At 63.3% G+C, this 5277-nt stretch carries 4 protein-coding genes; 3 read left to right on the forward strand and 1 reads right to left on the reverse strand.

The annotated features are described in order from the left end of the window. Window positions 1–817: dihydroxy-acid dehydratase (locus EN969_RS15535; RefSeq protein ID WP_206525163.1), on the forward strand; the 817-nt coding region annotated here is incomplete at its 5' end. Window positions 818–981: 164 nt separating this feature from the next. Here EN969_RS15535 and EN969_RS15540 read toward each other — a convergent pair. Further along, entirely contained in the window at window positions 982–2736 is a 1755-nt protein-coding gene (locus EN969_RS15540) for an ABC transporter ATP-binding protein (RefSeq protein WP_013528036.1), read from the reverse strand. A 169-nt stretch (window positions 2737–2905) separates the two neighbouring features. Between EN969_RS15540 and EN969_RS15545 the strand changes: the two genes are divergently transcribed. Further along, on the forward strand, window positions 2906–4186 hold the full coding sequence (locus EN969_RS15545) for an amidohydrolase family protein (RefSeq protein ID WP_063169915.1): 1281 nt from the start codon (window positions 2906–2908) through the stop codon (window positions 4184–4186). Window positions 4187–4292: 106 nt separating this feature from the next. Beyond that, window positions 4293–5216 carry a DMT family transporter gene (locus EN969_RS15550; RefSeq protein ID WP_063169916.1) on the forward strand — a complete coding sequence of 308 codons (924 nt, stop codon included), beginning with the start codon at window positions 4293–4295 and terminating at the stop codon, window positions 5214–5216. Window positions 5217–5277 lie beyond the last annotated feature (61 nt).

A 5277-nucleotide genomic window follows, 5' to 3' on the forward strand; every position in this document is an offset into this window, starting at 1 on the left:
CCTGCTCAACCGCGACCTGCCGACGGTGCATACGTCAACCCTGGGCGAGGCGCTCGACCATTGGGACATTTCCCGCACGACCAGCCAGAGCGTGCGCGATTTCTTCCTCGCCGCCCCTGGCGGCGTGCCGACACAGGTCGCCTTCAGCCAGGAGCGCCGCTGGGACGAGCTCGATCTCGACCGCGAGAAAGGCGTTATCCGCTCGACCGAACATCCCTTTTCCAAGGATGGCGGCCTTGCCGTGCTGAAGGGCAATCTGGCGCTCGACGGCTGCATCGTGAAGACGGCGGGCGTCGATGAATCGATCCTGAAATTCACCGGCCCGGCCCGCGTGTTCGAAAGCCAGGATTCGAGCGTCAAGGCGATCCTGTCCAATGAGATCAAGGCCGGCGATGTCGTCGTCATCCGCTATGAAGGACCGCGCGGCGGCCCCGGCATGCAGGAGATGCTCTATCCGACCAGCTATCTGAAGTCGAAGGGCCTCGGCAAGGCCTGCGCTCTGATTACTGACGGCCGCTTCTCCGGCGGCACCTCGGGTCTGTCGATCGGCCATGCGTCGCCGGAAGCTGCCGAAGGCGGTTTGATCGGACTGGTGCAGGAGGGCGATACGATCGAGATCGACATCCCGAACCGCAGCATCCGCCTGGCTGTCGATGAGGCGGAACTCGCTGCGCGCCGGGCGGCGATGGAGGCCAGGGGCGCCCTGGCCTGGAAGCCTGAGGAAAAGCGCAAGCGCAAGGTGACGACCGCCTTGCGCGCCTATGCCGCCATGGCCACCAGCGCGGCCAAGGGCGCGGTGAGGTTTGTGCCGGAGTGAGGTTTCTTCCTTCTCCCCTGTGGGAGAAGATGTCGCCGCAGGCGACGGATGAGGGGTGGTCCAGAGAACACCGACGTCTCACTCCGCTGGAACACCCCTCATCCGTCTCGGCGCCGCGCGCCGATCCACCTTCCCCCACAAGGGGGGGGAAGGGAAGAGAAGTGCTACGGCATCAACTGATACTCATAGAGCTTCTGATAGAGCCCGCCCTGCTTGAGCAAGGCCTTGTGCGGGCCGCTTTCCACCACCTTGCCGGCTTCGAGCACCACGATTGTGTCGGCCTGGTGCACGGTCGACAGACGGTGCGCGATGACGATCGTCGTGCGGCCTTCCGTCAATTGCTGCAGCGCGTCGCGGAACAGCGCTTCCGATTCGGCGTCGAGCGCGCTGGTCGCTTCGTCCAGCAGCAGGATCTCCGCATTGCGCAGCATGGCGCGTGCGATCGAGATCCGTTGGCGCTGGCCGCCCGACAGTAGGCCGCCATTCTCGCCGACATCCGTCTCGTAGCCTTTCGCCTGCGCGCTGATGAAGTCATGCGCGTTGGCCGCCTTGGCGGCGGCGATCACCTCATCGTCGGTCGCACCCTCGCGCCCAAGCCGGATGTTGTGCATGATGGTGCCGGCAAACAGGAACGTATCCTGGCTGACATAGGCGATCTTTTCCCGCAGCGATGCGAGCGTCGCATGGGAAATATCCTGACCGTCGAACAGCACCCTGCCGCTCTGCGGATCATACATGCGCATGATCAGGTTTAGAATCGTCGACTTGCCGCCGCCGGAAGGCCCGACCAGCGCCGTCATCTTGCCGGGCGCAAGCGTCAGATCGAACCTGTCCAGCACCGGCGGCCCTTTCTGATAAGCGAAGTCGACGGCGTCGAACCGGATCTCGCCCGGTCCGGCCAGAAGCGGCTTCGCGTCCGGCTTCTCGACCAGAGTGAGCGGCTGGTCGGCGAGCTCGAACATCATGCGCACGCCGACAATGCCGCTTTCCAGCGATATGCGTACGCGCGCAAGGCGCTTTGCCGGCTCATAGGCAAACAGGAGCGCCCCGATGAAGGCCATGATGTTTCCCGGCATCTGGCCGCCCTGCAAGACCAGGAAGCCGCTGACGAAGATGGCCCCGGCAATAGCCAGCCCGGCCAGCGTCTCCATCACCGGGCTTGTCGCAGCCTCCAGCGTCGCGATGTTATTGGCCCGGTTCTCGACGTCCGACACGGCCTTGTACATGCGGTTGCGCATCGCGCCTTCGAGGTTGAAGGATTTGACGACGCGCACGCCGATTGCCGTTTCCTGCATCACCTGCACGATCTGGCCGACCGAGCGAAACTCCATCGCGGCGAACTTGCGAACACGTTTCAGGATGCGGTTGACCCCGTAGATAGCCAAGGGGCCGACGACGAAGCAGATTATAGACAAGGCTGGCTGCTGCCAGACCATGACTCCTACCAGGACGACCAGCGACAACAGATCGCGCACATAGGACGTGACAACGAGGTCGAGCACGTTGCGTGCCGCCTGCGCATTGTTGGTCATGCGTGTGATCAGGTCGGACGACGAGGTCGAATGGTAGAATTCGATGCCTTGCGCCAGGATGCGGTCGTAGATCTTGCGCTGGCGGTCGGCGATGATGGCGTTGCCGACACGGCTCATGAAATAGGCCTGAATGAAGTTGGCGAGGCCCTTGAGGATGAAGATCGTGGCGACCCCGCCCGCAATCAGGTTGACCCGGTCAATCCGCTTGAAGACTACGAATTCGTCGGTGATCTCTTTGAGAATCCAGGCGCTGGCGCCGGTCGTGGCGGCCACCACAAGCATCGACAAGATCGCGGCGCCGTAGCCAAACCTGTGCTGATAAAAGGATTCCCGGATCAACCTCGCGACGAGGCGCTGGTTTTCCGTCGAGCGGAAGAAACGAAACAAACGGCGGATCCTTGAAACCGGGACAACGAAGGCGGCTTATAGAGGGAGGTGCGGCCGGATGAAACCATCCGCGGCCGCCGCGGACAAATCGCTGTTGCAAGCGGCATCGACGGGATGCGATTTTCAGCCTCGGCTATATCAGATGATTCTTTTGACGGGATGACGACGGATGGATTTCGACCTTATCGTTCGCGGCGGCACACTGCCTGATGGCAGGGTTGCCGACATCGGCATCAACGGTGAGACGATCGCGGCGATCGAGCCCGTTCTCCAGGGTTCCGCGCGGACCGAGGTCGACGCCCGTGGCAATCTGGTCTCGCCGCCCTTCGTCGATCCGCATTTCCACATGGATGCGACGCTCTCCTACGGCATTCCGCGCATCAACGCTTCGGGTACGCTGCTCGAAGGCATTTCGCTGTGGGGCGAGTTGAAGCCGCTTTTGACGCATGAGGCCGTGCGTGATCGCGCGCTGGCCTATTGCGACTGGGCGGTGTCGATGGGCCTGCTCGCCATCCGCACCCATGTCGATGTCTGCGATGACCGCCTGCTGGCGGTCGAGGCGTTGCTCGAGGTCAAGAAGACGGTCGCTCCCTACATCGACCTGCAATTGGTCGCCTTCCCGCAGGACGGGTTTTATCGCTCTCCATCGGCGCGTGAAAACACCATCCGCGCGCTCGACATGGGCGTCGACATCGTCGGCGGCATCCCGCATTTCGAGCGCACCATGGCCGACGGCACGCGCTCGGTAACGGAGCTGTGCGAGATCGCGGCCAGCCGCGGCCTGATGGTCGACCTGCATTGCGACGAGACCGATGATCCGCTGTCGCGCCATATCGAGCAGCTTGCCTATGAGGCGCAGCGTCTTGGTTTGCACGGCAAGGTCGCCGGTTCGCACCTCACCTCGATGCATTCGATGGACAATTACTACGTCTCGAAGCTTTTGCCGCTGATCGCCGAGGCCGGCGTCTCGGTCATTCCCAATCCGCTGATCAACATCATGCTGCAGGGCCGCCACGACACCTTCCCGAAGCGCCGCGGCCTGACCCGGGTCAAGGAAATGCTGGCGCTCGGCATTCGCGTCGGCTGGGGCCAGGATTGCGTGCTCGATCCCTGGTATTCGCTGGGCACCGCCGATATGCTCGATGTCGCCTTCATGGGTCTGCACGTCGCTCAGATGTCGAGCCCGGCAGAGATGGCGCGCTGCTTCGACATGGTCACCAACGTCAATGCCGCGATCATGGGCCTCGATCATCTCGGCCTGGCGGTCGGCAAGCGCGCCAGCCTGGTCGTCCTCGATGCCGGCAATCCGGTCGAAGCCCTGCGGCTGCGCGCCGAGCGCCTGTGCGTCATCGCCAGGGGCAAGGTGGTGGCGGAGCGGACGAAGCAGGAAACCAGGCTGTCCATCGGCGGAAGGCCGGGAATGGTGAACCGGCGGCACATATCCAGCTAGATACAGCCGATTCCCGGCGCTGGTCTTACCCATTGCCCGAATTCTCCTCGTCAAGGCAGCCACTTCCGTCTACGACGCGGCTTACTAGGGAGGAATCGGGATCGGCATGACGCAGCCCGTGGCGCAGAATTCGACGATCAGGAATGTGCTTTTGGCCGGCATTCTGTTGATGCTGGCCGGCGATTTCCTTTTTGCGCTGAACGACGCCATGGGCAAATGGCTGGTCGCCAGCTTCTCCGTCGGCCAGGTGGTGCTGATCCGCTCCATCGGCGCCTTCTTCGTGCTCGGCCCGATGATCGCCAACCAGGGCCCGGCCAAGCTGTTTCGCATGGAACGCCTGGAGCTGCAGCTGCTGCGGGTGGTGATGACCACGCTCGACACCGCGCTCTTCTATGCCGCCGTGGTCTATCTGCCGCTGGCCGATGTGATGAGTTTCTACATGGCGGGGCCGATCTACGTCGCGGCACTCTCGCACCTCTTGCTTGGCGAAAAGGTCGGCTGGCGCCGCTGGATGGCGATCCTGCTCGGCTTCTGCGGTGTGCTGATCATGCTGAAACCGTCGTCGGCGGCGTTCTCGCTGTCGTCAGGCTTTGCGCTGGTGGGCAGTATCTCCTTCGCCTTCGCCATCATCCTCAACCGCCGGCTGCGCGGCACCAGCGACACCAATCTGGTGACATGGCAGACCATCGGCACGCTGCTGATCGGCGGCGTGCTGAGCATCGGCGCCTGGCAGACGCCGTCGGCGCTCGATCTCGGCGCCATGCTGCTGCTCGGCATCGTCTCCTGCGGCGCGCATCTGATGATCACCAGGGCGCTCAAGCTGGCGCCGGCCTCGACGCTGGCGCCGCTGCATTACACGCTGCTGCTGTGGGCGGTGGTGTTCGGACTGGTGTTCTTCGGCGACGTTCCCGGTCCGCGCATCCTGATCGGCTCGGGCATTGTCGTTCTCGCCGGCCTGTTCATCTTCCACCGCCAGAAAGTGGTCGAGACCACCGTGCCGCCCGAAAACGTGCCGAAGGGCGTGAATTAGTCCAGGCTCACCCCCGGCGGATCGCCGCCAGATGCCGTGAAAACTCGGACGTCTCCATCAG

Origin of the sequence: Mesorhizobium sp. M7A.F.Ca.CA.003.01.2.1 (assembly GCF_003998945.1) — a bacterium.
Taxonomy (GTDB): Bacteria; Pseudomonadota; Alphaproteobacteria; order Rhizobiales; family Rhizobiaceae; genus Mesorhizobium; species Mesorhizobium ciceri.

Excerpts from the sequence above, each read along its gene's own strand:
- EN969_RS15545 (WP_063169915.1), top strand. The coding sequence starts at position 2,906 with ATGGATTTCGACCTTATCGTTCGCGGCGGCACACTGCCTGATGGCAGG.
- EN969_RS15550 (WP_063169916.1), top strand. The coding sequence starts at position 4,293 with ATGACGCAGCCCGTGGCGCAGAATTCGACGATCAGGAATGTGCTTTTG.